This is a genomic window from Actinoplanes sp. NPDC026623 (genome assembly GCF_040638275.1).
GTDB lineage: Bacteria > Actinomycetota > Actinomycetes > Mycobacteriales > Micromonosporaceae > Actinoplanes.
Map to the genome: position 1 here is coordinate 12043 of NZ_JBEZXZ010000010.1, position 25619 is coordinate 37661.

At 71.1% G+C, this 25619-nt stretch carries 25 protein-coding genes, 1 tRNA gene, 1 other RNA gene and 1 pseudogene; 15 read left to right on the plus strand and 13 right to left on the minus strand.

Annotated features, from left to right (window positions below; all coding sequences use genetic code 11):
• Positions 1-38: 38 nt before the first annotated feature.
• From prfB to ssrA, 7 genes are all read left to right on the plus strand, one after another.
• Entirely contained in the window at positions 39-1151 is a 1113-nt protein-coding gene (gene prfB, locus AB0F10_RS04890) for a peptide chain release factor 2 (RefSeq protein WP_360620478.1), read from the plus strand.
• Positions 1152-1316: 165 nt separating this feature from the next.
• The gene (ftsE, locus tag AB0F10_RS04895) at positions 1317-1997 is read left to right on the plus strand and encodes a cell division ATP-binding protein FtsE (RefSeq protein WP_184997442.1); all 681 of its coding nucleotides are present in this window, start codon (positions 1317-1319) and stop codon (positions 1995-1997) included.
• A 63-nt stretch (positions 1998-2060) separates the two neighbouring features.
• Positions 2061-2936, plus strand: a complete 876-nt coding sequence (ftsX, locus tag AB0F10_RS04900; protein WP_360620479.1) for a permease-like cell division protein FtsX — start codon at positions 2061-2063, stop codon at positions 2934-2936.
• A gap of 122 nt (positions 2937-3058) precedes the next feature.
• Complete coding sequence (locus AB0F10_RS04905; protein WP_360620480.1) at positions 3059-4321, plus strand: peptidoglycan DD-metalloendopeptidase family protein; 1263 nt, start codon at positions 3059-3061, stop codon at positions 4319-4321.
• Positions 4322-4395: 74 nt separating this feature from the next.
• Complete coding sequence (gene smpB, locus AB0F10_RS04910) at positions 4396-4872, plus strand: SsrA-binding protein SmpB (RefSeq protein WP_360620481.1); 477 nt, start codon at positions 4396-4398, stop codon at positions 4870-4872.
• Between the two features lie 45 nt (positions 4873-4917).
• Entirely contained in the window at positions 4918-5601 is a 684-nt protein-coding gene (locus AB0F10_RS04915; RefSeq protein ID WP_360620482.1) for a cellulose binding domain-containing protein, read from the plus strand.
• A 54-nt stretch (positions 5602-5655) separates the two neighbouring features.
• Positions 5656-6034, plus strand: a transfer-messenger RNA (tmRNA) gene (gene ssrA / locus AB0F10_RS04920).
• 233 nt (positions 6035-6267) lie between these two features.
• Here the strand turns inward: ssrA and AB0F10_RS04925 are convergent.
• A pseudogene (locus AB0F10_RS04925) lies at positions 6268-6537 on the minus strand (GntR family transcriptional regulator); the annotation flags it as partial.
• A gap of 114 nt (positions 6538-6651) precedes the next feature.
• On the opposite strand from AB0F10_RS04925, the gene AB0F10_RS04930 reads away from it, so the two are divergent.
• Positions 6652-8712: a GGDEF domain-containing protein gene (locus AB0F10_RS04930; protein ID WP_360620483.1), complete on the plus strand. Its 2061-nt coding sequence runs from the start codon at positions 6652-6654 to the stop codon at positions 8710-8712.
• Positions 8713-8924: 212 nt separating this feature from the next.
• On the plus strand, positions 8925-10028 hold the full coding sequence (locus AB0F10_RS04935) for a lipase (protein WP_360620484.1): 1104 nt from the start codon (positions 8925-8927) through the stop codon (positions 10026-10028).
• A 255-nt stretch (positions 10029-10283) separates the two neighbouring features.
• On the opposite strand, the gene AB0F10_RS04940 is transcribed toward AB0F10_RS04935, so the two are convergent.
• On the minus strand, positions 10284-11090 hold the full coding sequence (locus AB0F10_RS04940; RefSeq protein WP_360620485.1) for an S-methyl-5'-thioadenosine phosphorylase: 807 nt from the start codon (positions 11088-11090) through the stop codon (positions 10284-10286).
• A gap of 125 nt (positions 11091-11215) precedes the next feature.
• On the opposite strand from AB0F10_RS04940, the gene AB0F10_RS04945 reads away from it, so the two are divergent.
• Positions 11216-11773 (plus strand): YqgE/AlgH family protein, encoded by a 558-nt coding sequence (locus AB0F10_RS04945; protein ID WP_360620486.1) that lies wholly within the window; start codon positions 11216-11218, stop codon positions 11771-11773.
• Positions 11774-11846: 73 nt separating this feature from the next.
• Positions 11847-11919, plus strand: a tRNA-Ala gene (locus tag AB0F10_RS04950).
• Positions 11920-12057: 138 nt separating this feature from the next.
• Here the strand turns inward: AB0F10_RS04950 and AB0F10_RS04955 are convergent.
• A complete protein-coding gene (locus AB0F10_RS04955; protein WP_360620487.1) occupies positions 12058-12825 on the minus strand; it encodes a nucleotidyltransferase domain-containing protein in 768 nt (255 codons plus the stop codon).
• A gap of 384 nt (positions 12826-13209) precedes the next feature.
• Here AB0F10_RS04955 and AB0F10_RS04960 point away from each other — a divergent pair, with 384 nt between their 5' ends.
• Entirely contained in the window at positions 13210-13821 is a 612-nt protein-coding gene (locus tag AB0F10_RS04960; RefSeq protein ID WP_360620488.1) for a hypothetical protein, read from the plus strand.
• 169 nt (positions 13822-13990) lie between these two features.
• Positions 13991-14182, plus strand: coding sequence for a hypothetical protein (locus AB0F10_RS04965; protein WP_360620489.1), 192 nt, complete (start codon positions 13991-13993; stop codon positions 14180-14182).
• A gap of 26 nt (positions 14183-14208) precedes the next feature.
• On the opposite strand, the gene AB0F10_RS04970 is transcribed toward AB0F10_RS04965, so the two are convergent.
• A complete protein-coding gene (locus tag AB0F10_RS04970) occupies positions 14209-15162 on the minus strand; it encodes a helix-turn-helix domain-containing protein (RefSeq protein ID WP_360620490.1) in 954 nt (317 codons plus the stop codon).
• A 105-nt stretch (positions 15163-15267) separates the two neighbouring features.
• On the opposite strand from AB0F10_RS04970, the gene AB0F10_RS04975 reads away from it, so the two are divergent.
• The gene (locus AB0F10_RS04975) at positions 15268-16173 is read left to right on the plus strand and encodes an LLM class flavin-dependent oxidoreductase (protein ID WP_360620491.1); all 906 of its coding nucleotides are present in this window, start codon (positions 15268-15270) and stop codon (positions 16171-16173) included.
• Positions 16174-16179: 6 nt separating this feature from the next.
• Here the strand turns inward: AB0F10_RS04975 and AB0F10_RS04980 are convergent, their stop codons facing one another.
• Positions 16180-16824, minus strand: a complete 645-nt coding sequence (locus AB0F10_RS04980; RefSeq protein WP_360620492.1) for a GntR family transcriptional regulator — start codon at positions 16822-16824, stop codon at positions 16180-16182.
• A gap of 74 nt (positions 16825-16898) precedes the next feature.
• Here AB0F10_RS04980 and AB0F10_RS04985 point away from each other — a divergent pair, with 74 nt between their 5' ends.
• On the plus strand, positions 16899-18188 hold the full coding sequence (locus tag AB0F10_RS04985; RefSeq protein WP_360620493.1) for a PQQ-binding-like beta-propeller repeat protein: 1290 nt from the start codon (positions 16899-16901) through the stop codon (positions 18186-18188).
• A 6-nt stretch (positions 18189-18194) separates the two neighbouring features.
• On the opposite strand, the gene AB0F10_RS04990 is transcribed toward AB0F10_RS04985, so the two are convergent.
• From AB0F10_RS04990 to AB0F10_RS05025, 8 genes are all read right to left on the minus strand, one after another.
• On the minus strand, positions 18195-19751 hold the full coding sequence (locus AB0F10_RS04990) for a ricin-type beta-trefoil lectin domain protein (protein WP_360620494.1): 1557 nt from the start codon (positions 19749-19751) through the stop codon (positions 18195-18197).
• The gene (locus AB0F10_RS04995) at positions 19748-20425 is read right to left on the minus strand and encodes a hypothetical protein (protein WP_360620495.1); all 678 of its coding nucleotides are present in this window, start codon (positions 20423-20425) and stop codon (positions 19748-19750) included. The genes AB0F10_RS04990 and AB0F10_RS04995 overlap by 4 nt, the downstream gene beginning before the upstream one ends.
• The gene (locus tag AB0F10_RS05000; protein WP_360620496.1) at positions 20425-22137 is read right to left on the minus strand and encodes a putative Ig domain-containing protein; all 1713 of its coding nucleotides are present in this window, start codon (positions 22135-22137) and stop codon (positions 20425-20427) included. Before AB0F10_RS05000 ends, AB0F10_RS04995 begins: the two co-directional genes overlap by 1 nt.
• A 77-nt stretch (positions 22138-22214) precedes the next feature.
• Complete coding sequence (locus AB0F10_RS05005; RefSeq protein WP_360620497.1) at positions 22215-22436, minus strand: hypothetical protein; 222 nt, start codon at positions 22434-22436, stop codon at positions 22215-22217.
• Between the two features lie 2 nt (positions 22437-22438).
• Positions 22439-23041 carry a type 4a pilus biogenesis protein PilO gene (gene pilO, locus AB0F10_RS05010; protein ID WP_360620498.1) on the minus strand — a complete coding sequence of 201 codons (603 nt, stop codon included), beginning with the start codon at positions 23039-23041 and terminating at the stop codon, positions 22439-22441.
• On the minus strand, positions 23041-23754 hold the full coding sequence (locus AB0F10_RS05015; RefSeq protein ID WP_360620499.1) for a hypothetical protein: 714 nt from the start codon (positions 23752-23754) through the stop codon (positions 23041-23043). The genes pilO and AB0F10_RS05015 overlap by 1 nt, the downstream gene beginning before the upstream one ends.
• Positions 23754-24779, minus strand: a complete 1026-nt coding sequence (gene pilM / locus AB0F10_RS05020; protein ID WP_360620500.1) for a type IV pilus assembly protein PilM — start codon at positions 24777-24779, stop codon at positions 23754-23756. Before pilM ends, AB0F10_RS05015 begins: the two co-directional genes overlap by 1 nt.
• Positions 24780-24796: 17 nt before the next feature.
• Positions 24797-25582, minus strand: a complete 786-nt coding sequence (locus tag AB0F10_RS05025; protein WP_360620501.1) for a prepilin peptidase — start codon at positions 25580-25582, stop codon at positions 24797-24799.
• Positions 25583-25619 lie beyond the last annotated feature (37 nt).

The window sequence follows — 25619 nt, forward strand, 5'->3', positions numbered from 1 at the left end:
GGCCGGACAACCGGCCGGGCGGCGTATTCTCGACAGTCGTGAGTGCAGCCGACTTTCCCGAACAGCTCAAGACCCTCGACGCCACCCTGCGCAACATCGAGAACGTCCTCGACGTGGACAAGCTGCGCCGTGACCGGGTGGAGCTCGAGGAGCAGGCCTCCGCCCCCGACCTGTGGGACGACCAGGCTCGGGCCCAGGAGGTCAACTCCCGGCTCTCGTACCTGACCGGGGAGATCTCCCGGATGGAGCGGCTGAGGCAGCGCATCGACGACGCGGAACTGCTGCTCGAGATGGCCCAGGACGCGGAGGACGAGGGCTCGATCGCCGAGGTCGGCCAGGAGCTCGTGTCGCTGACCAAGGCCGTCGAGGAGATGGAGGTCCGCACCCTGCTCTCCGGCGAGTACGACGCCCGCGAGGCCGTCGTGGCCATTCGCGCGGGCGCCGGGGGCGTCGACGCCGCCGACTTCGCCGAGATGCTCATGCGGATGTACCTGCGCTGGGCCGAGCGCCACGGCTACCCCACCGAGGTCTACGAGACGTCCTACGCCGAGGAGGCGGGCCTCAAGTCGGCCACCTTCGCCGTCAAGGCGCCCTACGCGTACGGGACGCTCAGCGTGGAGTCGGGCACCCATCGGCTGGTCCGGATCAGCCCGTTCGACAACCAGGGACGCCGGCAGACCAGCTTCGCCGGCGTCGAGGTGATGCCGGTGGTCGAGCAGACCGACCACATCGACATTCCGGACAACGAGATGCGGGTGGACGTCTACCGTTCGTCGGGGCCTGGTGGACAGAGCGTTAACACCACCGACTCCGCCGTGCGCCTCACGCACATTCCGACGGGCATCGTCGTGACCTGTCAGAACGAGAAATCTCAGCTTCAGAACAAGGCCTCCGCGATGCGCGTGCTCCAGGCGCGACTGCTCGAGCGCAAGCGCCAGGAGGAGGAGGCGAAGATGGCCGGCCTCAAGCAGGACACCACCGGATCGTGGGGCGATCAGATGCGCAGCTACGTCCTGCACCCGTACCAGATGGTCAAGGATCTGCGCACTGAGCAGGAGACGGGCAACCCTTCGTCGGTCTTCGACGGTGAGCTCGACGAGTTCATCGAGGCCGGCATCAGGTGGCGCAAGCAGACCCAGATCAAGGGCTGATCGGCGGGCGACACGCCGCCTGAACGAACGGTCAGGCGGCGCCCGCCGGGACGGTGGACTCGACTGCCCGCATGGAGGACCGCCGCCCTCTGCGACACCCTCCGCGAGAAAATCCAGTGACCGCCGGGGTTGGAGTTTTCGTTACACCGCGTAGACTCACGACCCGTGATTCAGCTTGAGAACGTGACGAAGACGTATCCGAAGGCGTCTCGGCCGTCGTTGGACGATGTCAGCGTCGGTATCGAGAAGGGTGAGTTCGTCTTCTTCATCGGCCCTTCGGGTTCCGGCAAGTCGACGATCATCAAGCTCCTGCTGCACGAGGTGGCACCCTCGCGCGGCCGGGTCGTGGTGAACGCGAAGGATGTCACCACGATGCGGTCGTGGAAGATCCCGCACTTCAGGCGCTCGATCGGCTGCGTGTTCCAGGACTTCCGCCTGCTGCCCAACCGCACCGCGTACGAGAACGTGGCGTTCGCCCTCGAGGTGATCGGCAAGACCAAGGCCGTCGCCCGCCGGGTGGTGCCCGAGGTTCTCGAACTGGTCGGCCTCGGCGGCAAGGAGCACCGCTACCCGCACGAGCTGTCGGGGGGTGAGCAGCAGCGTGTCGCCGTGGCGCGGGCGTTCGTGAACCGGCCGCTGATCCTGCTGGCCGACGAGCCCACCGGAAACCTCGACCCCGACACCTCCATCGAGATCATGCGGCTGCTGGACCGGATCAACCGGACCGGCACCACGGTCGTGATGGTCACCCACGACTCCAACATCGTTAACCAGATGCGCCGCCGGGTTATCGAGATCGAGAGCGGACGGATCGTTCGCGACCAGGCCCGCGGCGTCTACGGCTGACAGCCGGGCCCCGCCCCCCATTGCTTCTTGATGTAAGCCGCGGAGTCCCGGAAGGAACCCCCGATGCGTTTCAAGTACGTCCTCAACGAGGTGCTGGTCGGACTGTGGCGCAACGTCACGATGACCATCGCCATGATCATCACCATGTCGGTCTCCCTGACCATGCTCGGCGCGAGTGTGCTGATGTACATGCAGGTCGACCAGATGAAGACCTACTACTACGGTGAGATCGAGGTGTCGATCTTCCTGCGTGAGGACGTCACCGAAGCGCAGCGCACCGCGATCAACCAGGCGATCGAGACCAACCCCCTGGTGCTCAGCAAGACCTATGAGACGCGCGAGCAGGCGTTCGAGAAGTTCAAGGTGCTCTGGCGTGACTCGCCCGACTTCGTGAAGTCGGTCGGCCCGGACAGCCTGCCGGAGTCGTTCCGGGTCAAGCTGCGCGATCCCGAGCAGTACCAGGGCTTCTCGTCGCAGATCAAGGACCTGCCGGGCATCCAGGACATCGTCGACCAGCGCGAGTTGCTGGACAAGGTCTTCAAGATCTTCAACGCGATCCAGGTGATGGCCCTGGTGGTCGCCGGCTTCATGGCGATGGCGGCGCTGTTGCTGGTCGGAAACACGATCCAGGTGGCGGCCTACAGCAAGCGGCGCGAGGTCGCGGTCATGAAGCTCGTGGGCGCCTCCAACTGGTTCATCCAGGCGCCGTTCGTGCTCGAGGCGGTGGTCGCCGGCCTGGTCGGCGCGGTCCTGGGCTTCGGGTTCATCTTCGTCGGCAAGATCGTGCTGCTGGACGGCAGATTGCAGGCGCTGACGAACGTGCTCACGCCGATCCCGAACGGCAACGTGTGGCTGATGCTGCCGCTGCTGGCGGGAGTCGGCGCCGGCGTCAGCGCGATCACCGCGTGGATCACTCTGCGGTTCTACCTGAAGGTCTGAGGCCTTAGGTTCCCTGATCGCCGCGCGTCCCTTCCGGGGGATGCGCGGCGATTGTGGTTTTCCGGCGTTTAACGGCCCGAACTCGCGAATTGTCACTAATAGTCGGAGTACGGTGACTCTTCGTGGAGCCCTCTCGTCGTCGACACAGCCGGTTCACCGTCGCCCTCGCCACCTGTCTGAGCGTGCTCTGCACCGCCGGATTGGCGCTGGCCGCGCCCGCCTCCGCCGCCGCCGACCCGAAGGACGACGCCAAGCGCGCCAGCCGCGCCGCGAACCGGGCGGAGGCGATCCTCGAGGCCGCCACCGTCACCGCCCGCAGCGCCGCCCGGCGCCTCGAGGCCGTGACCGCCGCACTGCCCGCGGCCCGCAACAAGGTGGCGGTCTCCCGCGGCATCGTGGTCGCCGCCGCGGTCGAGGCCGTGACCGCCCGCCGCCGGGCCGACATCGCCCGCGCCGGCTACGGCCGGGCCGCCGCCCGTTTCGACCAGGCGCAGAAGCGCTTCGAGGAGGCGCACGAGCGGGTCGACGAGATCGCCGCCGCGTCGTACAAGGGCGGCAACTTCGCCCTCATCAACGTCCTCGTCGGCGCCCGTGGCCCACAGGACGCCATGGACCGCCTCGGCCTGGTCGACCAGGTCATGCAGAAGCAGCAGGAGAGCGTCGATGCGTTCCTCGTGGCGAGCCGGGAGGCGCGCATCGAACAGGACAGGGCCGGGCTCGCCAAGCGGGCGGCCGAGGACGCCGAGCGGAAGGCGGCCGCGCAGTTCGTGGCCGCCCGGGTCGCACAGGCCACCGCCAAGCAGGCCCGCGCCGCCGTCATCCGGCTGGCGCAGAGCCGCCGCGCGGCCCTGATCGCCGCCCGGTCCCAGCGCAGCGCCGTCCTCGCCAGGTACGAGGCCGCCAAGGCCGAGGAGGCGCGCATCCAGGACGCGCTGCGCGGCCTCGACTCCAAGACGGGCGGCGGGCCGTACCTCGGCGGCAAGCTGCTGATGCCCGTACACGGGTGGAAATCCAGCGACTTCGGCACCCGATACGACCCGTACTACCGGGTCTGGCAACTGCACGCGGGCACGGACTTCGCCGCCGGCGGCGGCACCCCGATCCACGCGGCGGCCAGCGGCCGGGTCGTGCAGGCCGGCTGGAACGGCGGGTACGGCAACTACACGTGCGTCAACCACGGCCGCAGGGACGGCAGGAACTTCTCCACCTGCTACGGCCACCAGTCCAAGATCCTCGTGCACGTCGGCGAGTACGTCCGGCGCGGCGAGGTCATCGGCCGGGTCGGCACCACCGGCGCGTCCACGGGCTTCCACCTGCACTTCGAGACGCGCTTCGGCGGCACGCCCAGGAACCCGCTCAACTATTTACCCGGATGCCTCTGCTGAGGGTGCGCGGGTAACATTCGAGGGGTCCGGCCGATCGGCCGGACCTTTCGTTTTGACAGCCGCAGGGAGCGCCGATGCCACGCGAACAGGGGCGCAAGGTGGTGGCCTCCAACCGCAAGGCACGGCACGACTACGCCATCCTTGACACCTACGAGGCCGGCATGGTGCTGACCGGCACCGAGGTCAAGTCGCTGCGCGCCGGCCGGTCGTCGCTGGTCGACGCGTTCGGCCACGAGAACAACGGCGAGATCTTCCTGCACGGGATGCACATCCCGGAATACACGCAGGGCACCTGGACCAACCACGAGCCCCGCCGCGTGCGCAAGCTGCTGCTCAAGCGCGACGAGATCCACAAGCTGATGGGCAAGCTCCGCGAGGACGGCCTCACGCTGGTGCCGCTCTCGGTCTACTTCAACAACGGGTACGCAAAGGTCGAGCTCGGCCTGGCCAAGGGCAAGAAGTCCTACGACAAGCGCCAGGACCTCGCCAGCCGGGACGCCCAGCGCGAGATCAACAAGGCGATGGGCCGCCGTAGCAAAGGCATGGACTGACGGGTAATGTCGCCGCGGCCCACCCGTCGCGCGAAGGGACCGCAGTTGTCCGCAAAGCACTCCACCCCCTTTCCCCTGCGGCGATACAGCTTCATCGGCGGCGCGTCCACCCTCCTGGTGGTCCTGGTCGCCTGGGTGGCCGTGCGAGCGGTCGGACCGAGCCAGCAGGACGGCCTCACGCCGCTGATGATGCAGCCGCCGATCGCGGTGGCGGAGAACGAGCCCTCGGTGATCCCCTGGGGCTCGCCGGAGGCGTCGGAGCCGGCGTCGGAGTCCGTGGCGTCTTCCCCGTCCGCGTCGAAGAGCAGCACCCCCACGCCGTCGAAGTCGACGATCCGCCCGTCGACGATCGCGCCGAAGCCGACCGAGAAGGCCACCACCAGGCCGCCGGTGAAGACTCCGCCCACGCCGGCCGCGTCCTTCACCGCGCGGTACACGACGGGGGCAAGCTGGGACCGGGGCTTCACCGCCTGGGTACGGGTGACGAACACCGGCAAGACCGCCCGGAACTGGACCGTGACCCTGACCTACGACTCGGGGGCCGACGTCCGCATCGGCAACGCCTGGAACGCCCACCTCGAACGCAAGGACGGCGCCAACGTGCTGACCGGCGGACCGCTGGCGCCGGGCGCCTCCTTCAGCTTCGGCTTCGAGGCAAGCAAGCAGGTCAGGAACAAGATCAAGCCCACCGGATGTACGGTCGACGGCGCGCAGTGCCAGCTGGACTGATACCGGAGTGAACCTGCGGCCCGGACACGTTAGAGTTGTACGGGTACACAACTTGGGGGTGACTGGTTTCGACTTCGTACGTGGAGACAGGGGAAGCGAGCCGAGGAAGCCGACGTCGTCTCGAGAATCGGTCGTCGGAAATTTATAAGCGCCAAGCAGAACAGCGCTGACTCTTACGCTCTCGCCGCCTGAGGCGAGTAGCGGAGTCTGTCGGTCTGGGAGTACCTCCGGCCCAGTAACCGGCATCAGCTAGGAGGTTGGCCAACCGGACCCGGTCGCGGGGTCCGCACGGCGAGATTAATCAGCGACTGGGCCCGTCACGGCAACTTGCTCACGTGATCGCCGGGGCCGAGTAGAGACATAGTGAGCTGCGCTCGGAGAAGCCCTGACGAAACACCGAAGGACCCGGGTTCGATTCCCGGCACCTCCACGAGAGGCAGGGGCCCCGTGTTCGCGGAAAGCGCGGACCGGGGCCTCTCGTCATGTCTGCTCCGGGGGCCGGGCCCCCGGAGACCCCGCGGTGCGATGGTGGCGGTAGTCGCGTTGGTCGCGCTGCCCGCTTGGTGGTAGTGGTGGTCGGGTCGGTTGTGCTGCCGGCCTGGTGGTTTTGGTCATTGGTGGTGCTGGCGGGTTGGTCGTGGTGACCGCTTGGTGGTTTGGCGGTGGTCATGGTGACGAGGTTTGGTTCAGGGCTGCCTGGACGATCCGGACCGCCTCGGCGGGATCGATGCCAACGCTGGCGATGACCGCCGCGTAATCGCGGGCCGCGCGGTGGGCCTGCTCGCCGGCGGCCGAGACGAACGAGCCGGCCCGCCCGCGGGTCTCGATCAGCCCCGCCTCCTCCAGCTCCCGGTATGCCCGGCCGACGGTGTTCACGGCGAGGCCGAGGTCGGCCGCGAGCCGGCGAATCGTCGGCAGTCTCGTGCCGACGGCGAGCGAGCGGTCCTGGACCGATGCTCCCGCACTGCTCCCGCGCGGTCATTCAGTCGCACCCCGCTCCGCCGATTGATGGGTCGTAATCGGAAGAGTCCCAGCGGGGGGTTGGTGAGTATGACGGCGTCGGGGCCGAGCGGCATGCCGCGCCGTCGCCTGCGCACCGTGCGGGCCGGCGCGACGCTCAGCATGCTGACGCCTCTTGTCTGCCTGCCCTACCTCGCCACCACCTGGTCGCACGGGCACCGCCCGGCGATGGTGGTGGACTGCCTGGCCATGCTCCTGGTCTTCGCCGCGGCCGCCGCCGGCGCGCGCGCCATCGAACGATCGCGGCACCGCGCCTCCGTCGTGCTGGCCGGGCTCATCCTCAACGTCGCCGGATTCACCGTCCTGAGCCTGCTCGACGGCGGGGTGCGGACCCCGCTCGGCGCCCTGCTGCCGCTGCTGGTCATCCTGCTGGCGGTCGGCATGCCGGTGCGGCCGTTCCTGATCGTCGCGGCGCTCGCCGCGGCCGGATACTGGGCGACCGCGCTGGTCGGCGGCCCCGACCAGCTCGGCTACGCACTCCTCTACACCATCCACGTCGGGGGCGTCTCGGCGCTGACCATGCGGTACTCCGCGGCGATGGTGTCGCTGAAGCGCCGCCTCAGCGACCTGTCGCGGATCGACCCGCTCACCGGCTGCCTCAACCGCCGCGGCTTCGAGGAGCGCCTGGCGGCCGAGCTCGCCGAGGCCGACCGCACCGGCGCCGGCGCCGTCCTGCTCCTCGTCGACCTGGACGGCTTCAAGGAGATCAACGACCGGTACGGCCACCAGGCCGGCGACGACCTGCTGGCGTGGACCGGCCGCACCCTCGCCGACCAGCTGCGCACCCACGACGCCGTGGGCCGCGTCGGCGGCGACGAGTTCGCCGCGGTGCTCGGCGGCATCGACGCCGAGGGCGTACCCGTGGTGCTCGAACGCATGCACGCCGCCCTGCAGGACGTGGCCGCCGCCGGCATCGGATATGCCTGCTACCCGAGCGAGGCGAGCACCCCGGAGGCGCTCCGGGAGCTCGCCGACCAGCGCGTCTACCGCGACAAGGCGGACCACGACCGGCAGGTGCCGGCGGAGGCCGCCGTCGTCGGCGCCCGCGTCGACGGCCCGCGGCGCCAGTCGGCCACGGTCTCCCGGTACGAGCGGCGCCGCCGCGCGATCGCCGACTCCGGCCGGGTCACCATCTTCACCTCCGGCATCGCGCTGGTCTACGTCGCGCTGCTGACCGCGAGCCACCCGCACCGCTGGTTCATGGCCGCGCTGCTCGGGGTCTCCTGCTCCGCGGCGTTCGCCACCCTGGCGATCTCGGGCTGGCTGGCCCGGAACCTGGCCGTCGGCAAGATCACGACCCTGGTCGGCGTGGTGCAGTTCAGCCTCTGCGTGGCCGTGATCGGCCTGGACGGCGGCGTCGCCGGCAACCTCGGCTTCGGCATGCTCACCACGATGCCGCTGGTCGCCCTGGTCACCCCCCAGGTTGGCCGCGTCCTGCTGCCCCTGACCACGGCCTGCTACCTCACCACCGCCGTATTCGTCGGCGGCACCACACCCTGGTACGTGGCCGCCCACCTCGGCGGCGCGCTGATCGTGTCGCTGGCCTTCGCCGGCCGGGGCCGCATCGCCGCGGCCCAGCGCCACCGGCTGCGCGAGCTCTCCAGGGTCGACTCGCTGACCCAGTGCCTCAACCGGCGCGGCTTCATGGAGCGCTCCGCCGCCGAACTGGCACACGCCAAGCGCACCCACCGCGACCTGACGCTGCTCATCCTCGACCTCGACCGGTTCAAGGAGGTCAACGACGCCGGTGGCCACGCGGCCGGCGACGAACTGCTGTGCTGGGTGGGTTCCATCCTCAGGGAGCGGTTGCACCCGCACGACGTGGTCGGCCGCCTCGGGGGCGACGAGTTCGTCGTCCTGCTCACGTCGCACGACGCCGACGAGGTCACCGACCTGACCGGCGACCTCGCGACCGCGCTGGCGGAACGCATCGGCGTCAGCGTCGGCGCGGGCACCCTCGGACGCCACGGCGCGGACCTCGACGAGCTTTACGCGCACGCCGACGCGGAGCTGTACCGGCAGAAGCAGGCACGCGGCCGGGGCCGCAGCCGCCGCCCCGCCGCCTCGGGCGGCGGCGTGCTCACCGGTTAGGGCCGGGCACCGGAATCGAGCGTTCCGGTGTTTTCGCGCGTTTGCGTGTTCGCGGGTGCGACCGGACGTCGCCTGGTCGCCTGTTCGCTTAGAGCGTAATTCCGGGGTTGCGGTCCTGCGCCAAGGTGGGCCACCGCGTCACCGCGTGATCAACGGTTCGTTCCACCCGCTGAGTTGTCAGGTAGTCCACTCGGCGAGGAGCCATCAGCACCATGCGTTTGCGCACCGCCCGCCCGATGGCCGTCCGTGCCCTGCTGCCGGCCGCGGCCGCCGCCGTCCTTGCCGCCGGGTCCGCTCTCGCCGCCCCGCCCGCTCTTGCGGCCGGGCCCGCTCTCGCCGTGCCGGCGGCCGTAGCCGGCCGGCCGGGCCCGCGGCTCTCCGTGCCCGTGGGCCGCCTCGCGTCCGCCCTGCACTGCGTCGGCAACCCGGCCGCCAGCGCCCGCGCGGGCCGCACCCCGGTGCTCCTGATCCACGGCACCACCTCGAACGCCCGCGCCAACTTCTCCTGGAACTGGGACCGCGCGTTCGACGCCGAGCGCCGCGCCCGCTGCGACGTCGACCTGCCCGACAGCGGCAACAGCGACATCCAGGTCGCCGCCGAGTACGTCGTCTTCGGCATCCGCCGCATGTACGCCGCCACCGGCTCGCGCATCGACCTGCTCGGGCACAGCCAGGGCGGCATGATCGGCCGCTGGGCGCTGAAATTCTGGCCGGACACCCGCCACATGGTCGACGACTACGTCTCCCTCGCCGCGTCCAACCACGGCACCACCGTGTTCGCCGTCCAGTGCGCGGCCACCCCGACCTGCACGGCGGCAAACTGGCAGCAGCGCACCAACTCGAACTTCATCGCCGCGCTCAACTGGGGCCCGGAGACCTGGCCGGGCATCAGCTACACGCAGATCTACACCCGCCACGACGAAATCGTCACTCCCAACCGCGACGCGACCGGCTCGTCCTCGCTCCCGCCGGCGCGCAACGTCAGCAACATCGCCGTACAGGATCTGTGCCGGTTCGAGACCGTCGAGCATTTCGGCATGGCCTACGACAACGCCGCCTGGCTGCTGGGCATGGACGCACTCACCCACCCCGGCCCGGCGATCCTGCCCCGGACCAGCGCCGCCACCTGCGGCCGGCTGCTCATGCCCGCGGTCAACCCGGTGACATTCCTCAGCGACGCCTCCGCCGCGCTGACGCAGTCCCTCGCCTCAACGGCCGCCGCCCCCATCCTGCCGGCGGAGCCGCCGCTGCGCTGCTACGCGATCCCGGCCTGCCACCGCCCGCCCTTCGCACCCTTCAACGCAGACCGCGGCTGACTCGAACACCCTCGCACCTGCTGGAGCGGCACGAGGCACATCGCCGGTCGCGGCCCGGGGCGTTACGCTCCCTCGCCCCGGCGCCTTTGCTGAAGACCGAATCTGCAAGGGCCGAGAAGACGAACTCTTCAGGATCTCGCGGGCTCGGTCCCGGCCGTCCTTTGTGTGACCGAGCAGAGCGGAGCGCGGATCACCGGCGATCGGTGCCGGGCCACCCACCCGGCTCGGCGGGCGGCCGTACGAGGGTCGGACGTCTCAGGGAAGGTCCTGCGGGAGCTCGATCCCGTCGAGGGCGTTCGGGCAGGCGCAGGTGCGCTCCGTGGGGAGCAGGCTCGCGGCGTCGAGCAGGACCCGCCGGAGCCGTTCAGTGTTCTCGTAGAAGACCCTGAAGACCTCCTCATGGGTGACACCGTGGCCGCTCTCGACTCCGGCGTCCAGGTCCGTCACGAGCGCGATCGAGGTGTAACAGAGCGCGAGTTCCCGGGCGAGAACGGCCTCCGGATGCCCCGTCATGTTGACGACGGTGCCGCCGATCGACGCGAACCAGCGCGACTCCGCCCGGGTGGAGAACCGTGGCCCCTCGACCACCACCATCGTGCCGCCGTCCACCGGGCTGAGCTCCGCGCCGGCGCGCAGGACCGCCTGCCGGCCGGCCGGACAGTACGGATCGGCGAACGAGACGTGCACCGCGCCCGAGTCGTAGAAGGTCTGCTCGCGGCCGCTGGTCCGGTCGATGAGCTGGTCAGGGACGACGAAGGTGCCCGGACCGAGCTCCGGAAGCAGGCCGCCGACCGCGCACGGCGCGATGATCTGCCGTACCCCGAGAGAGCGCAACGCCCACAGATTGGCACGGTAGGGGATCCGGTGCGGGGGGAACCGATGATCGCGACCGTGCCGGGGCAGGAACGCCACCCGCCGCCCGCCGATCTCCGCAACGGTGATCGGATCCGAGGGTGGACCGTAGGGCGTGGACACGTGACGCTCGGTTGCGCCGTCGAGGAGCGCGTAGAGCCCCGAACCGCCGATGACGCCGATGTCCGCCTCTGGGGGTCGCTCGTTCATGCGCAGACCTTATCGGTGGCCCGAAACGCAAGCTAATGTGCGATGCATGGCGTTGACCGAGGGCCTCTCGCGACCAAGGGTGGGCTGCCGTGTTCAGTGAAGAGCAGCGCATCGGAGGTCGGTCTATGGAGTCGATGACCGGTCAGCTACTGGTCGCGACCCCGACCCTCAAGGACCCGAACTTCGACCGCACCGTGGTGCTGCTGGTCGCACACGAGACCGGTGGGGCGCTCGGGGTGGTGCTGAACAGGGCGACCGAGGTGCCGGTGGCCGACGTGCTGGGAAACTGGGGCGAGCTGGCCGGGGACCCGGCGGTGCTCTTCGAGGGCGGCCCGGTCCAGCCCGAGTCGGCGATCTGCCTGGCCCGGACCCGGCCGCAGGTGAAGAAGCGGGTGTCGGGCTTCCACCAGGTGGCGGGATCGCTGGGCACGGTCGACCTGTCGGCGGACCCGGACGGGCTGCGGGACAGCGTCGCGGGGATCCGGGTGTTCGCGGGATATTCGGGATGGTCGCCGGGTCAGCTGGAGGATGAGATCGCCGCCGGCTCGTGGTTCGTGTTCGACGCCCTGCCGGGCGACCCGTTCGTGAACCGGCCGGACGATCTGTGGGCGATGGTGCTCAGGCGCCAAGGCGACATCCTGGCGGCGGTGGCGCACTTCCCGCCGGATGTCTCCCTCAACTGATGGGGCCTGCGCACGGGCGGGTCGGGCAGTGTGTAATATTCCGTGAGTGCCCGGGGAGTTCCGGGGACGGCAAGGGGCTGTGGCGCAGCTGGTAGCGCACCACACTGGCAGTGTGGGGGTCAGGGGTTCGAGTCCCCTCAGCTCCACCCTTGTTTCAGGAGTTCGGACAGGCCATCTATGCCGCATGGGCATGGGTGGCCTTGCTTTTTGCGCCGGGCGTGCACCGCGGCGCCGCTCTGAAGCGGCGCTGCCCATGGGCCGCCGGCACCGCGCCGATGCGCGGGCTACCGGGACGGCCCGTCGCGCGCGGTTTCGCCGAGCACCGTGTCGAGGAGGTCGGCCAGGCCCCGCTCGCTGACAACCGTGGCCGGGTGGTGCTCGTACTGCCGCAGCGCCTGCCGGACGGCCGTCAGCGACGGATCGCGGTCGAGGGCCCAGGTCGCGGCCCGCGGCTTGGAGCAGTGCACCCGGTCCACGGCGAACCGCCAGATGCGGCAGGTCGTGAGCGCCATGAAGGCCGCGTGCGCGGCGTCGTCGGTCAGCGATCGCCACGCTGTCAGCCAGTGCCTGCCGCGGTCGATGACCCACTCGGCCGGGACGGGCGCGATCGTCTCGCCCGGCGGCGCGCCCGCCAGCGCGCGTCCGCCGGACAATGCCATGGACAGCTCGGTGGCCAGGTCGGGGGAGGCCGCCACCCGGCGCTCGACCTCCAGCGTCGGCGACCGGCGATGCCGGCCGAGGTAGAGCTCCAGGGCGGGTGCCCGGGAGGCGGCGCCGGCGGCCTCGGCGGTCACCACGTGCAGGTCGATGCCGGCGGCGGTGCCCGCGTCGGCGCGGCGGACGACGCCCTCGATGGCGGCTGCCTGTGCGTCGGTCAGGCCGCCGTCCACGACGACCAGCAGATCGATGTCGCTGCGCCCGGGCCGGAAGCCGCCGGCCGCCAGCGATCCGTGCACGATCACCGACCGTCCCGCGGTGCCGGCGATGTCGAAGACGGAACCGGCGATGAGGCCGGCGGCGGTCAAGGCGGACGCTTCGGAGCCGCTCGTCACCCGGCAGTTCTATCAAGGATGACGGATCAGTCGGCGCCCGCGCCGAAGCCGGGCCGGCCGGCGGTCCACCGCGGCCGCAACCGGATCGCCCGTCGCGGCCGGGCGCGCTGCTCGATGAGGTGCCGCCGCACCAGCCGGCAGGTGCCGCTCTCGCGGCCACGTACGCGGTGCCGGCCCCGGCCGGTAGCTCCAGGTCCCGCACCGGCGGCATCGACGCCGGTCCCGGTAGACTTCGCTGCCTGTGAGCCGGGTGGAACGGGCTGGATGGTGACGGGGCGACCCAGGGCACCACACGGCGGCGGGGCCGATGAGGGCGGGACGCCGCCGCAGCGCCGTGCATCCGATGCGGACGGACCGGGGCCGCGGCCTCACCCGGTCGGCAACGTGGCCGAGGCGCATGAGGCGGTCGCCCGGATCGCGGAGCACGGGCGGGCCACCCCAGACGGCGGCGCGGGCCCTCGGGACCACGGCCCGGCCCCGCAGCCGGACGACGTCGCGCTGGCCGAGGTCATGCGCCGTCGGGAGCAACTCGGCGATGAGCCTCCAAGGTTCAATATCGCGGCCAATGATGACGCATACGGCTACCTGGATGCGCACACCGACGACCGGCACGGCCCGGGCATACCGTTGCCGAGGGTTCCAGGCAGGAAGACGGTGGAGGGCCGGATCCACGGTGATTGGCCTTGGCACAAACCCGAGAACTGGTCATTCCGATGGTCCGATCCGTCGACCATGAATCGGACCGTCAACGACTACGTCGAACGGAACTGGGACCGGATCCGGGACGATTTGGCACTCGACGGCGGGCACGACGGCACGTTTGACGCAGGGCACCGCGTTGGTCAGGGGTACTACAACGACGGGATGTTCGGGGTCGGGCCGCGGAATTCGCACTATGCCGAGACCAGCTACGTCAAGATTAGGATTCGGCTCGTCCCGGACTCGGATCCGGCGGAATCCTACATACTCACGACCTTCCCGCTGGGGATAATGTGAGCCTATGGACATCTCCCGCCTACCCGAGCCGATGCGTGCGCGAGTGGAGGCACGGAATGCGCTCTCCTCGCTCGACAGGGTTCGCGAGTTCCTCGGTAGCCATGTCCTGGACGCTGACAGCCTCGACGAAGTTCGCGCGGACCTCCGGCGAACCGCACACTTCAGCACCATGCGGCATCGCGGTGACCTGGCCGCCCTCGAGGCCGTCGCGGCCGAGCAGCATGCGCCGGGCACGCTGGCGCGGCTGGTCGGGTGGGAGGCCAACTGGGTGCTCGACGATCCGTCGGACGCCGGTGCCGCCCAGTTTCTCCGGGAGCTGGCCCAGCTGCTCCGCGAGGTGATCGACGACGCGGAGCGCTAGCCGCCGCCTCCGACGTGGACGGCCGGTCAGGGGTGGCGCCGCAGCCGGCGCAGCGCCAGGGCAAGCTGCAACCGCAGCCGTCCCTGCGGCTCCCGCACGTTCCAGCCCAGCAGCTGCTCCGCGTACGTGACGCGGTCATGCAGCGTCGAGTGGTGCACGCCGAGCAGCTCCGCCGCCGCCCGCAGGCTGCCCGTCGAGGCGAGCGCGTGCAGCGTCGTCAGCATCCACGGTGCCGCGGACGCCGCGTGTTCCAGCGCGTCCGCGTCCGGCAGCGCCGGGTGGTCGCCCGCCGCCGCCAGCAGCGCCAGGCCGCCGAGCTCCTCGGCGTGCACCACCCGCGGTCCGGGGTCCTCGTCGGTGCCGTCCGCCGCGAAGCGCAGCGCCACCCGCGCCGCCTCCCAGGAGGATGGCAGGTCCGGCAGCGGCGTCGCCGGGCCGATTCCGGCGCGCCCGGACAGCGGCGGCAGCGGTCCGGACAGCACCCGGATCCTGTCGTCGAGCGCGATCACGTACGCCGTGCCGGCCAGGCCCAGGCGGCGGGCGGCCCGCAGGCGTACGTCTTCGGGGGCCGAGGCGTCCACGACCAGCCCGAGCGCGGCGGACGCGGAGGCGGAGGCGCGGGTCCGGTCCAGGACGGCCCGCACGGCGTCCGCCGCCCTTTCCAGGAGCATCGCCTCGACGGGGCCGGCGGGGCCGGGCCGCTCCAGCCACAGCGTCGCGGTGCCGACCGTGGCCGACATCCAGCATCCGTCCGGCGGCTCGTCCCGCCATTGCGAGCGTCCGTCCTGGGTGACCCGGATCCGGACCCGGCGGGGCGGATCCTGCAGCCGGGCGGGGCAGTTCGCCAGGATCGCGGCGCCCCGCACGATCGGCTGCAGGCCCGCCTTCGCCTCGGCCAGGGCGTCGAAGTACGAGATCACCCGGAGCGCGGCGCCCGCGTCGACGTTGATCGCGGCCAGCCGCAGGGCGAGGTCCGTCATGCTGCCGACGCTAGACCAGGGTTTCGGGCGAGGGGCGGGTACGCCGACAGCGAAACCCGGTCGCGGGGGCCGGTCCGCCGAGCGGAATGGGACCAGAATCGCGAAATGGCCGACTTCGCGCTTCAAGCTCAGCCCACCGACGCCGCCGACTGGCTGGACCTCGCCCGTCGGGCGGAGGAGCTCGGTTTCGACACCCTGACCGCCGCCGATCATCCCGGCTCCTGCGCCGCGCCGTTCGTGGCGCTGGCCGCGGCCGCCGCCGTCACCACGCGCATCCGGCTCGGCTCCTACGTGTCGAACGCCGCCGTCCGCGAGCCGATCCTGCTGGCCTCGGACGTGGCGACGCTGGACGTGGTCTCCGGCGGCCGGGCGGTGCTGGGCCTGGGCGCCGGGCATACGCCCGCCGAGTGGGACGCGGTCGGCCTGAGCCGGCCGGACGTGCGGGGGCGCGTCGCCCGCTGCATCGCCGTCGCGGAGGCGACGATGGCCCTGCTGGCCGGGGAGAAGGTCACGGTCGGCACCCCGGAGCTCACCATGTTCGGCGCCGAGCTGGAGAAGCCGCGGCCGGTGCAGGAGCGGATCCCGCTGACGATCGGCACGGCGAATTCGCGGCTGCTGCGCTGGGCCGGCGAGCACGCGGACACCGTCGGGCTGACCGGCTTCGGCCGCACGCTGGCCGACGGGCACGGTCACGAGGCCCGCTGGCGGCTGGCCGACGTCGACGCGCAGGTGCAGCTGGCCCGCGACGGCGGCGACGCGACCCTGGAGGCCCTGGTGCAGCAGTTCGAGATCACCGACGACGCGGGTGCCGCGCTCGCCGAGAACGCGGGCGAGCTGGGGATGAGCGTGACCGACCTGCAGGCGGTGCCGTTCGTGCTGGTGGGCACGGCGGATGAGATCGTCGCTGCGGTGCGGTCGCACCGCGAGCGGTGGGGGATCACCCGTTACGCCGTACGCCGCCCGGCGATGGAGGCGCTCGCCCCGCTGCTGCCGCGGCTGGCCGAGGCGTAGCGGGTCCTAGTCGAGGAGGTGGCGTTCGACCTCGGCGCGGTAGTCCACATAGATCTGGCGGTAGCGCTCCAGCGCACCGGCGGCGTTGCCCGCGTCGAGCAGTTTCAGGATGTCGTCGTGGCCGACGATCCAGGTCTGCCAGAGCCTGTCCTCCGAGCCCGCCAGGATGCGGGTGGTGCGGGCCACCACCAGGTCGAGCATCGCCTGCAGCTCGCGGTTGCCGCTGGCCTGGATCACGATGGTGCTGAAGTCCGCGCCGGCCTCGCCGGCCGCCAGCACGTTGCCGCTGCGCAGGCCCTCGACGAACTCCTTCTGGCGCTGGCGCATCAGGTCGATGTGGGTCTCGGTCAGGTTCCACACCCCCCATTCGAAGCCGGCGCAGGCCAGGACCCGCATGACGTCGATGAGCTCGAGCGCGTTCTGCTGTGTCACCTTGGTGACGTGCCGGGTCCGGTTCGGGGCGATGTCGATCAGGCCCTCGACCGACAGCTGGGCGATGGCCTCGCGCACCGGCGTGATGCTGACCCCGAGGCGGCCCGCGAGCTCGGCATCCTTGATCAACGTCCCGGGAGGCAGCTCACCGGTGACGATCTCGTTACGCAGTTGGCGGACGACCGCCGCCGTGCGCGTCGGCGGGACCGTGTAGGACATACGGGCAGCCTACCCACAGTGATGGTGAGGGACGAACCGTACCCGGTCCGGGCTTCGCGGTGCATGCTTGGCGCGTGACCGGCGCCGTACCTCTCATCGACCTTGATGTGGCGCCGCGCGTGCCGGCCGGCGTGGCATCGCGGCGTCCGCGGATCGCCGTGCCGCGCCCGGTGCTCCTGCTCGGTGTCCTGGTCGCGGCCCTGCTGGCGCTCGCGGCGGCCGCGCCGCCGCCGCGGGCCCTGCGGCAGGGGCTGGCCGCCGGCGGGACCGCCGCCGCGGCCTTCACCCTCGGGCCCGGCGCCCTCTACACCGCCGCCTTCGGCCAGAACCCCAACAGCGAGTCCGGGGTGCGGCGCTACGCGCTCCCCGGCGGTGCGCAGGTGTGGGCGACCCCGCTCGCGCAGAACGTGCAGAACCTCGTGCTCGACGACGGGATCCTGCTGGCCCGCTCCGGCGCCGAGCCGCGGGTGTCGTTCCTCGACGCGAACGACGGCAGGGTCCTGTGGCACCTGGACTCACCGACCACCTCTGTGGTCACCCTGAGCGGCGGCCGCGCGCTCCTGCGCGCGGACACCGGGGACGGGGGTACGCAGCTTCGGCTCGTCTCCGCCCGTACCGGGGCGACGATCTGGATCCGGGCGTTCGGCGGCGCCGGCGAGATCCGCAACGACGACCTCTTCGAGCACGACCCGGACCGGATCGTGTTCGTCGGCGTCGACGGCCACGTGACCACGCTGCGGTTCGCCGACGGGAGCGTGCTGGGCGAGGGGGACCTGGGGGTGCGGTTGCCGCTGGAGATGGTGGACTACCTCACCGACTTCGCCGGCGTCACCGTCTTCGGCGACCGGCTGTACCTGTCCCGCGGCGACGACGGGCGCACCTCGCTGGCGGCGTTCGGGCTGCCGGGGCTGACCGAGCGGTGGCGGACCGACGGCGGGCCGGCCGGCTACGTGCAGGACTGCGGGCCGGTCCTCTGCATCTCCGACAGCGAGCGGGTGAGCGGCCTCGACCCGGGCAGCGGGGCGGTGCGCTGGTCCGATCCGGCCTGGAGCTACGCCTCGCCGCTGGCCGACGACACGCTGCTCGCCTATGACCGGCAGGACGAGCCGGGCTCGGCGATCCTCGACGCCCGCACCGGCGCGGTGCGGCGCACGCTGGGCCGTACCCAGGTGATCGGCGGCGTGGAGTTGCGCGCCGACACCGAGATCCTCGGGCGGACCTGGGTCCGCGTCGCCGGCCCGGACGGCGTGGTGCGCACCGTCGGCTCGCTGGACACGGCCGCGCCGTACGGCTGCACGGCGCTGGCGCCGTACCTGGCCTGCCCGACGAGCGCCGGGCCGACCACGGTCTGGTCGATACCCTGAGCGGCGCTACTTCTCGGTGGTGTTGCTCAGCACCAGCGGCTTGTTGTAGTCGGCCGGGGCGTTCCACTTCTGCAGCTCCGAGGCGCTGCACGCCGCGACCTTGATCTTGGCGGTGCCGTCGGCGGGGTGCACCTCCGGGTTCGGCGCGTCCAGGTCGGACGGCTGGAGGCAGTTCCCGTTCGTGTCGACGATGCGGTAGCTGGTGACCGGGTCGCCGGTGTCCCCGTACCTGATCCACTCCATCTTCGGTCCGCCCGGCGGGTCGGTGGGGTTGCAGGTCGCCAGGGTGACGAACCCGGCGAGCGTGTCGGGGGTCCGCAGGCAGTAGATCGGGGAACCGGCGTGTCCGGAGCGGATGGCGCCCCGGACGGCGCCCGCCACGGTGTGGGAGATCGGCGGGAGCGACCACTTCTGGTTCCAGGAGACGGCGCTGGGGTCGGGCGCCTGCTTGCAGTACCAGGCGATCATGTAGGCCTTGCCCACGTCGTGGTCGGTGACGTCGAGGCAGCGGCTGAACTGCTTGTAGTTCACCAGCTGGCCGGTGGCGGCCGACGCCATGCCGGCGCCCACCTCGGCCCGCGGCCGGAACACCTGCTTGTCGTTCGTGTTCCCGCAACCGCCGATGACGAGAGGGCCGGCGACTCCGGCGACCTGGAGGTTGAGGCACATGCCCTCGAGGACTCCCGAGCTGGAGGTCGAGTGGAAGTTCGAGTCGTCGCCCAGGCTCCACTGCTGCGAGCGCGCGATCGGCACCTGACAGGGCTGGAACTTCACCGGCTGGTTGGCGACGTGCGGCGTCGGGGCGTCGAGGCACAGGCCGCCCGGAGCGCCGCTCGTCTCCGACCCGACCAGCCTGATGTTGATGTCCTGGGTGTACGCGAAGCGCTGGTCGCGGGGCACACCCGCCGTGCAGTTCGACATGTTGACCGGCTCGCCGGCGGCCGGCGTCGAGTCGGCGTCCATGCAGAACCGGCTGGGGTTGGTGGGTGCCGCGAGCTGGATCGCGCCGCCGGTGATGTTCGCGTTGGTCGTCTTGAACGTGTAGGTGGCCTCGATCGTGCGCGTTCTGGGGCTGCCGAGGGTGAGCGCCGCGGTCGGCGAGTCTGTGCCGGTGGAGGTCAGCACCGCGGTCTTGGGGATGACGGTCGGCGGGCAGGACAGCGGCGTGGGGGTGCTGCCGCTCGGGAGGCCGTAATAGACGATGCCGACGCGGTACCGCAACGTGGCGGGCGCCGTTTCGGTGTCCTGCAGGCCGCCGCTGTCCTGGCTTCCGGTGATGGTGCAGGGAGGCAGCTCCTCCAGGACGCCCGTGGGGATACCACCCGGTGCCGAGGGGGGAAGGGCGGCCGCGCGGACCTGGCCGAGGGCGACGTCGAGGCCCGCCTGGGCGGCGTCGAGCGACACGGTGCGGGCGTCGACGATGCGGGTGCTGGTGACCTGGCTGACGACCACCGGCACGAGGGTGGCGGTCATCCCCATGGCGATCATGGTGACCAGCAGTGCCATCGGCATCGAGCCCTCGTCGCCGGCCGTCTCGCGCCTGGTCCGGAACCGGAGCCTCACGGTGTCGGTCTCCCTTCGCTGCAGCCGTTGGTGGCGGGCGTGTTGTCGGTGGTGTTCAGCGCGGTGAAGGTGGTGTCGATCTGTGCGGTTCCGACGCCGGTCATCGTGGTCAGCTGGATTCGCAGCCGCTGGAACACGGACTTGAAGTCGGCGCCGACGGCCCCGCCGCTGGGTGTCGCGGTCGGGCTCGCGTAGGGCATGGCGCCGTAGTCCTGCTTGGTGAAGAACGGGGCGAGACCCGCGCCCGAGGTGACGATCTGCGAGGCAATGGTCTGTCCCGGCGTACCGGGCGCCGGCGGGGTGCCCAGGGTCCAGGTGAGGAGCTGGAGCACGCCCTGCGCGTCGCTGCCGGGCGGCCCGGACACGAGCCGGAGCTGGTTGCACTTGGTGGGGTTGGCGCCGGCGAACTCGACGTACCAGGTGGAGCCCGTGCCGACGCTGGAGATCCACGAGGCGTACCGCAGCTCCCGGTCGAAGCGCTGGAACGCCCGGCTGAGCTCGTTCTGGGCGTCGTTCAGCGTCTCCGTTGCCGAGACGGTGCGATAGACCTGGAGGATCGCGGTCGTGAAGACGACCATCATCACGGACATGATTCCCATGGTGACCAGCATTTCCACCAGCGATGTCCCGGCGTCGTCCGGACGCCGCGGGTCCGCGGGACGGTCGAGCCTCATCACGTCACGGTCCAGACGAACATCAGGTGACCCGTGCTCTGCTGGTTCGTTACGGTGAGTCTCACCTGGTATTTACCCTTTGTGTTCGGGGTGCCGCTGACCACGCCGGTCTTGGCCACGATCGTCACGCCCGGCGGCAGGTTCACCGCGGTCCAGTTGTTCTTGTTGTCAGTGGCGCCGACCCCGACGGCGGTGAAGGACACCGAGCTGTCCACGGGGGTGCTCCTGTCCGGGTTCGCCGGATCGGGCGACGTGATCACCACGTCGTTGCCGTCGTGCGGTGCCACGCCGAACACCATCTGCGAGGTGGTGCTGCCGTTCGCGCTGTCGGTGACCGTGATGGTCGTTATGAACCGGGTGCCGGCCGTGGGAGTGCCGGATATCGTGCCGGTGGCCGAGTCGATGGTCAGACCGTCCGGAAGGTCGACGGCCGCCCATTTCAGGGGCAGCTGGCCGTTCGTGGCGGTCAGCGTGAAGCTGACCGGGGTGCCCATGGTCAGGGCCGGCGGGGTCTGCGGTACCACCACCGGCGGACCGACGAGGATCTGCCACTGGAAGGAGACCGGCGCCGAGTCGCGCGGAGGCGTTCCCGGGGCGATGACGATGATCGTGGTCGTGGTCGTCTGGATCGTCGTCGGGGTTCCGGTGATGAGACCGGTCGCGACGTCGAGCGTCAGGCCGGCCGGGAGCCCGGTCGCGGACCAGGTCATCGGCGCCTGCCCGCCGGTCGCCGCCAGCTGCAGGCTGAGCGGTACGCCGGTCCGGCCAATCTGGTTACCGGGGCTGGTCACGACCGGGGGAGCCAGGATTGTCCAGTTGAACTGGGCGGTGTCGGCGCGGTTGTCGAAGTCGGTCAGGGTCAGCAGGACCGTCTTCGCGCCGAGCGTCGTCGGCGTGCCGGTGATCAGGCCGCCGCTGGTCATCGTCAGGCCGGCCGGGAGCCCGGTCGCCGACCAGATCAGCGGCAGCGTGCCGGTGCCCGCGACCGCGGAGAGCTGCAGGCTCACCGCGCCGCCCAGATAGCTGAACTGCGCGCCGGGGTCCTGGACCAAGGGCGGCGGACGCTTGCCGAAGACCGGGTCGGCGCCCACGCTGGCCAGTATGGACGCGACGTAGACGCAGTTCTGCCCGGGGCACGTGCGGTGCTTCCAGGTGATGGCAACCAGGGCGCGCAGGAACGCGGCGCCGGCGGGAACCACCGCGGGATCCGCCGGCGCGACGCAGTCACCGACGGCGGACGTGCCGGCGGCGAGCTGGGACTGCCAGCAGCGGCCGACGTACCAGTTCTGCTGGTAGGTCTGCTTGTTGATCGTGACCTCGTTGGCCGTCGTCGGCAGCGCCGCCGCCTGGCCCTCCGTGGACGTGCTCGGCAGCATCGGGTCCGAGGCGATTCGCATGGTGTCGAGGTGCCGCTTCACCGCGGGCGGCGCGTCCGCCCACTGCTGGCCGACCTGGGTCGCGCCGCGGCCGGTGAGCAGCGCGGCCGGGTTCAAGGCACGGACCCGCTCGAGGGCGTCGGTGGCGAGCTGGATCGCGACCTGATTGCCGGTCTGCCGGTTGCTGACCGCAAGCGAGTTGACCAGGAACGGCGCCACACTCGCCATGACCGTGCCGATCACGGCCAGCGCGACCAGCACCTCGAGCAGGGAGAAGCCGCCGTCGCCGGCCGTGCGCCGCGGCGGTGCATGCGGTGCGGGTCGATTGGTCGGCATGCCCTGTTCCTCGCTGCTCCGGAGATGACGCCCCCCTATCGGGCGGGGACGCCACCGCTTGAGGTTTCCGCGGCTGATCATGCGGTCCGCCGCGGTGGTGGTGCGGCCGGATCGACCTCGATGAGCAGCCGGCGGTCGACGCCGGCCTCGTCGAGGATGCGCTCGACGGCGGCGATGGAGAGCCAGTCGATGACGTCCTCGCCGTGCACGATCCGGTACCACCGGGTCCGCCGGCGGCGTACCACCTCGACCCGCCAGGCGCCGTCGGGTGTCTGCATGCCGCCCTCGACGTCCGTCACGTTCAGTCCGACGTGACGGTGGGCGCTCCGGCACCGGGCGGCGGTGCCACGAAGGCCTTGACGGTGAGGCTGAGGCTCATCGGCCGGTCGGCGCTCGTATCCTCGCTGTCATCGTCGCTCAGGTCGGCCGTTTCGATCAGCACCGCCCGCTTCTGCGCGGAACCCTGCAACCGTTCGAGGAAGGCGCCGAGCCGGGCCGCGCTGCCCTCCGCGGTGAGCTGGATCGGCAGGGCCCAGACCCCGGGCGCGGAATCCTCCGCCTCGGGCTGGCCGACGGTGACGCCGCTGACGTCGACGTCGACCACGTTGCCGGACGCCTGCAACTGGCGCAGGAACGCCGGCACCCCGGAGTCCGGGGGCAGCGCGGTCGCGAGAGCGTTGTACTCCTTGGTCAGCTCGTCGATCCCGGCCTGGTCGGCCGCCAGCTTGGCGTTCTGCTTGCGCAGCTTGTCGGCCTGGGTGACATACGCATCGGTCTGCTCATCGAGGTCGACGGCCTCGGTGTGCTGTGGTTTGACCAGCAGCAGCCAGGTGAGGACGACGAGCAGGGCGACGACGGCTACGCCGGCGATCACCCACAGCCGGTCGGCATGGCGGGTACGCATCAGTTGCCTCCGGTGGCCTGGCAATCGGTGGTGAACCGGCCGCAGAGTGCCGCCTGCGTGATGTCGGCGTTGAGGCTGAACGTGACAAGATTGTCGCTCTCCGCCACCCTCGTCACGCTGGTGACGTAGGGGTTCGCCAGCACGGTCTCCTTCGCGAGGGCGTCGACATAGGCGGCGACCGCGCGCTTGTCCGGTCCGGTTCCGGTCACCACGAGAGATCCGATCAAGGGCTCGTTGCTCGTGCCGGGCAGCGGGTTGGACCCGGTCGCGCCGTCCTCGGCCGTTTTGAGCCGCCCGCTCACGCCGCCGACCAGCACGCCCGACCGGGTGCCGGTGTGGCGCACGGTGTCCAGCATCGCGTCCCAGTCGAGGTCGTTCGCCATCACGGCCTCGAGCTGGCCGCTGAGCGTGGTGATCCCGTTCTGCACCCGGACCGTCTCGGAATACTCGGCCTGTTCGCGCTGCAGGTCCGCGACCGTGACGCTGGCGGCCTCGAGGTCGGTCTCCGCGGCCTGCTTCTGCTGGTACGCCGCGGCGAACCAGGCGGCGCAGAGCCCGGCGACGATGACGATCACGACGGCGACCCAGAGCCCGGCGCGGCGGGCCCGCCGCGCGGCGGTGATCTCCTCGGGCAGCAGGCTCGCCGAGATCGTCAGGATCCGGTTGACCCGCTGCGGGGACACCGCCGGGTCGATGGGCAGCAGGGTGGTCATCAGGCTGCCGCTCCCAGGGTGAGGCCGATCGACACCGCTGCCGACGGCACGAAACTGTCGAATCCGCGCTGGCGGGCCTCGCGGGTGTCGCGCAGCCGGCCGGCGGCGTCGGCGTACATGACCTGCACGCCGAGTTGCTTCTGTATGTGGTCGGCGAGGCCGGGCATCAGGGCCGTACCGCCGCACAGCGAGACCCGGGTGACCTGCTTCTGCCGCTCGCCGGAGGCGAGGTAGGTGAACGAGCTGCGCAGCTCGTTGACCAGCGGGCGGATCGCGTCGGCGACGGCGGCCGCGGTGTCCGGATGGTCGTCGCCGTGCAGCCCGTAGCGGCACTTGAGCGCCTCGGCCTCGGGCGCGGGGATGCCGAGCCGGGTGGCGATGCTCTCGGTGACCTCGGCACCGCCGCGCGGCACGGTACGCACGATCAGCGGCTCGCCGTCGGCGTGCACGACCACGCTGGTGACCTCGGCGCCGATGTCCACGATGGCCTCGACCTGCGCGTCCAGCCGGGAGGCGGCGCGGAGCATCGCGAACGAGGCCAGGTCGACGTCGACGACGTGCAGGCCGGCCTTCTGTACCGCCTGCACCAGCGCCAGCACGGCGTCCTTGGGCATGGCGATGAGCAGGCCGCGCACGGTCGGGTTGTCGCCCGGCTCCTCGAGCGGGCGGAAGTCCAGCAGCGAGCGTTCGACCGCCAGCGGCAGCATGTCGCGCACCTGGAACGGCAGCGACTTGCGCATCTCCTTGGCCGGCAGGTTGGAGACGGACACCTCGCGGACCACCAGTTGCGGGTTGGTGACGCCGAGCATGACCCGCTTGGTGTTGAACTTGCAGGCGGCCCAGAGCTGCTTGAGCGCGGAGGTGAGCGCGAGCGGGTCCTCGAGGATGCCACCCTGGACGGTGCCGTGCGGAAGGGGCACCTGGCCGAAGTTGGTCAGCGAGTACTCGTCCTTCGCGCGGCGGACCTCCACGGCGCGGATGGACGACGAGCCGATGTCCAGCCCGATCGGATTGACGCCAGCCATCGGTTTCCTTCCTTGCCTCAGGCGGTGGGGATGAGCAGGGACGTGTACCAGTCGGTGATCGGCGCCGCGGCGAAGACCGCCAGGAACGCGCCGGCGAGCATGTAGGGGCCGAACGGGATGCGGCTCCTGCGTCCGGCCAGCCGGGTCGCCATCAGCACGACGCCGACGAGGCCGCCGAGCAGGAACGCCGCGAACCCGCCGACGGCCACCGGGCCCCAGCCGAGCCAGCCCAGGTAGAAGCCGAGCAGCGGGGCGAGCTTGACGTCGCCGCCGCCCATTCCGCCGAAGTGGGCGAGCCCGCGGTAGAGGATCCAGAGCAGTGCCGCGGCGGCCAGCCCCCGCACGATCGGGGCGGGGCCGTCGCCGAGCAGCGCGGCCGGCACGAGCAGGGCCAGGGCGACCAGGTAGGACGGCAGCACTATGGCGTTCGGCAGCCGCATCACGTCGAGGTCGATGAGGGCGAGCGCGATCGCGATGGCGGCGAGGTAAAGGTATCCCGGCAGCGCCCAGGTGGGGCCGAACTTCGCCGCCACGGCCACGAAGAGCGCGGCGGTGCCGGCTTCGACGAGCGGGTAGCGGATGCTGATCGGGGCGCGGCAGTCGGCGCAGCGGCCGCGCAGCAGCAGCCAGCCGAGTACCGGCACGTTGTGCCGGTTGCGGACCGCTGCGCCGCACTGCGGGCAGTGCGAGCCGGGCCGCAGCAGGGACTCGTCGCGGGGTACCCGGTGGATCACGACATTGAGGAACGAACCGACCGCGAGGCCGAGCAGGGTCACGATGCTGAGCAGCATGGGCTGATACACGGCGTCCTCCTCGGCGGTGGGAATGGGTGGCGTCACC

What these genes read in the sequence shown, in the direction of transcription:
- ftsX (WP_360620479.1), top strand. Translation starts at nt 2,061, where the DNA reads ATGCGTTTCAAGTACGTCCTCAACGAGGTGCTGGTCGGACTGTGGCGC.
- smpB (WP_360620481.1), top strand. Translation starts at nt 4,396, where the DNA reads ATGCCACGCGAACAGGGGCGCAAGGTGGTGGCCTCCAACCGCAAGGCA.
- AB0F10_RS04930 (WP_360620483.1), top strand. Translation starts at nt 6,652, where the DNA reads ATGACGGCGTCGGGGCCGAGCGGCATGCCGCGCCGTCGCCTGCGCACC.
- AB0F10_RS04935 (WP_360620484.1), top strand. Translation starts at nt 8,925, where the DNA reads ATGCGTTTGCGCACCGCCCGCCCGATGGCCGTCCGTGCCCTGCTGCCG.
- AB0F10_RS04940 (WP_360620485.1), bottom strand. Translation starts at nt 11,090, where the DNA reads ATGAACGAGCGACCCCCAGAGGCGGACATCGGCGTCATCGGCGGTTCG.
- AB0F10_RS04945 (WP_360620486.1), top strand. Translation starts at nt 11,216, where the DNA reads ATGGAGTCGATGACCGGTCAGCTACTGGTCGCGACCCCGACCCTCAAG.
- AB0F10_RS04965 (WP_360620489.1), top strand. Translation starts at nt 13,991, where the DNA reads ATGCGGCATCGCGGTGACCTGGCCGCCCTCGAGGCCGTCGCGGCCGAG.
- AB0F10_RS04970 (WP_360620490.1), bottom strand. Translation starts at nt 15,162, where the DNA reads ATGACGGACCTCGCCCTGCGGCTGGCCGCGATCAACGTCGACGCGGGC.
- AB0F10_RS04975 (WP_360620491.1), top strand. Translation starts at nt 15,268, where the DNA reads ATGGCCGACTTCGCGCTTCAAGCTCAGCCCACCGACGCCGCCGACTGG.
- AB0F10_RS04980 (WP_360620492.1), bottom strand. Translation starts at nt 16,824, where the DNA reads ATGTCCTACACGGTCCCGCCGACGCGCACGGCGGCGGTCGTCCGCCAA.
- AB0F10_RS04995 (WP_360620495.1), bottom strand. Translation starts at nt 20,425, where the DNA reads ATGAGGCTCGACCGTCCCGCGGACCCGCGGCGTCCGGACGACGCCGGG.
- AB0F10_RS05000 (WP_360620496.1), bottom strand. Translation starts at nt 22,137, where the DNA reads ATGCCGACCAATCGACCCGCACCGCATGCACCGCCGCGGCGCACGGCC.
- pilO (WP_360620498.1), bottom strand. Translation starts at nt 23,041, where the DNA reads ATGCGTACCCGCCATGCCGACCGGCTGTGGGTGATCGCCGGCGTAGCC.
- AB0F10_RS05015 (WP_360620499.1), bottom strand. Translation starts at nt 23,754, where the DNA reads ATGACCACCCTGCTGCCCATCGACCCGGCGGTGTCCCCGCAGCGGGTC.
- pilM (WP_360620500.1), bottom strand. Translation starts at nt 24,779, where the DNA reads ATGGCTGGCGTCAATCCGATCGGGCTGGACATCGGCTCGTCGTCCATC.